This window comes from Luteibacter sp. P1_D3 (assembly GCF_056406135.1).
In genome coordinates this window covers 1-2,381 of record NZ_JBFUAT010000085.1, presented here as the reverse complement: position 1 = coordinate 2,381, position 2,381 = coordinate 1, and the positions used below count along the sequence as shown (strand labels likewise).

General features: G+C 61.6%; 1 protein-coding gene. It reads left to right on the top strand.

Annotated features, from left to right (window positions below; all coding sequences use genetic code 11):
• Positions 1 to 97: 97 nt before the first annotated feature.
• Positions 98 to 2,269 carry an alpha-galactosidase D gene (locus tag AC1DYM_RS22915; RefSeq protein WP_477342341.1) on the top strand — a complete coding sequence of 724 codons (2,172 nt, stop codon included), beginning with the start codon at positions 98 to 100 and terminating at the stop codon, positions 2,267 to 2,269.
• Positions 2,270 to 2,381 lie beyond the last annotated feature (112 nt).

Below are 2,381 nucleotides of genomic sequence, written 5' to 3'. Positions count from 1 at the left end.
TCCTTCGTCTGCAAGGGAGAGTCGCACCATGCGTTTTCACACGGCTTCGCCAGCACCTCGCGTTGTCACACCGCCACGCTCGCGTCTTCGACGATTCATGCCTTCCCTGATCCACGCGGCCGTTGCCTGCGGGTTGCTGTCACTGGCGGCCAGCGCATCGGCCCAGGTGAATGGCGTGGGTCAGAAGCCTTATCTAGGCTGGAGTAGCTTCAGCCAGCAGACGCTGGATTCGGCCTTCCTTACCCAGGCCAACATGATCAAGCAGTCGGATGCGCTGAAGACATCGGGACTGCAAGCGCACGGGTATACGTACATCAATCTCGATTCCGGCTGGCAAGGCGGATTCGATGCCAACGGCCGTCCAACGCCCGATCCCACGACGTTTCCCGACATCAAGGCGATGATCGACCATATCCACGCCAACGGTCAGAAGGCGGGTATCTACTGGATTCCTGGTGTGGAGCAACCGGCGGTGCAGGCCAATTCGCCCATTCTGGGCACGCCGTATCACATCACCGATATCCTCGCGGTGCCGTATCGCGCCGGTAACGCCTTCGGTGCACCGGGGACCTCGCCGTACCATTACAAGATCGACTTCTCAAAGCCCGGTGCGCAGGAATACATGGATTCCGTGGTCGCGTTGTTTGCTTCCTGGGGCGTGGACTTCATCAAGCTCGATGGTGTGACGCCCGGTTCGTACAGCGACGACCTCAGCATCGACAACCGTGACGACGTAGCCGCCTGGTCCAAGGCCATCGCGAAGACGGGTCGTCCCATCTGGCTGACGGTGTCATGGCAGGTCGATAAGGATTACCAGGACGTCTGGACGACCTATGCAAACGGGCGTCGCATCGACGACGACGTCGAGTGTGAAGGCCGGTGCGCCACGCTCACCAACTGGCCGCGCATCGAGAAGCGCTTTCGCGATCTTCCCGCCTGGCAGGAAACGTCGGGACCGAAGACCGGCTGGAACGATCTGGACACGCTGGATATCGGCGACGGTGATCTCGACGGCCTGACCCTCGACGAGAAGCGTTCGGCCATGACGATCTGGGCGATGGCGAATGCCCCGCTGTACCTGGGCGGTGATCTGACGAAACTGGACGATACCGGCAAGCGTCTGGCAACCAATGATGAAGTACTCGCCGTGGATCAATCCGGTAAACCCGCCAGGCAGGTGCTTGGTGGCGATCTCAACGTTTGGGTAAGCGATCTGGGTAACGGTCGCTACTACATCGCGCTGACCAATATGAATGCGACGACCACCGTCGCCCGGCTTCCGTGGAACCTCGTCGGCCTGACCGGCACGCGTCGCATGCGCGACTTGTGGAATCATCAGGAGCTCGGTCCCTCGGTGGGTGAACACGAGGTTGTCTTGGCACCGCACGGGACGCAGCTGATGCTGGTTGAGTCCTTGCCAGGTCACGTTGCGCCGACGCCGACGACCAGTTACGAGGCGGAGCAAGGCGTTCTGAGTGGTAACGCCGCATCGTATGCCTGCCCGGGTTGCTCGAATGGCAACAAGGTCGGTGGGCTGGGACTCGGTGCCAACAATACGGTCAGCATCGAAGGGGTCTACGCGCCGCAAAGCGGCACCTACCTCATGCAGATCGATTCGCTCACCCTCGGCCTGCGCTCGTACCTGTATCAGGTCAACGACGGCCCGTTCCGGACACTCAACTCCGGCGGAAGCAGCTTCCAGTTGCCTTCGAGCAGCACCGTTCCGGTGTGTCTCCAGAAGGGGTTGAACCGTATCCGTTTCGGCAACGCCGTGAGCTACCCGCCCGATCTGGATCGCATCGTGATCAGCGGCCGCGGTGATGCCTCGTTGCCCAGCGGCACCACGTATGAGGCAGAGGCGGCAACCCTGGGTGGCTCGGTCACTGCGGGCTTCAGCAACTACGCCTCGGGCCTGGCCAAGGCCGGCAACATCGGCGGCGGTAGTGCTAACAACGTGACGTTTAGCAATGTCACCGTTCCGTACGCGGGTGTCTACCAGCTCGAAATCGACTACCAGACCCAGGGCCCACGCTCGTTCTTCCTCTCGATCAATGGAGCAGCCGCGAAGGAACTGAATCTCGACGGCAGCAGCTTCGACGACCCCGTGGCAAAGGTGCTCGAAGTGCCGCTTCATGCAGGCCAGAACACTATCCAGTTCAGCAATCCCAGCGGCAACGCGCCCGACCTCGATCGCATCGTCGTCACCCCGCGCGTCCTGCCTGCCGTGCTGGGTGTTTCCACACAGGCCTGCAAGAAGGACCTGCACTGACGCAAACGCTCCAGCTCTTGTAGGAGCCGATTCATCGGCGATCCCGCGGCAGCGGGGAAGGTTGCCGCGAGCACCCAATCGCCGATGAATCGGCTCCTACACGGTAGCGGCG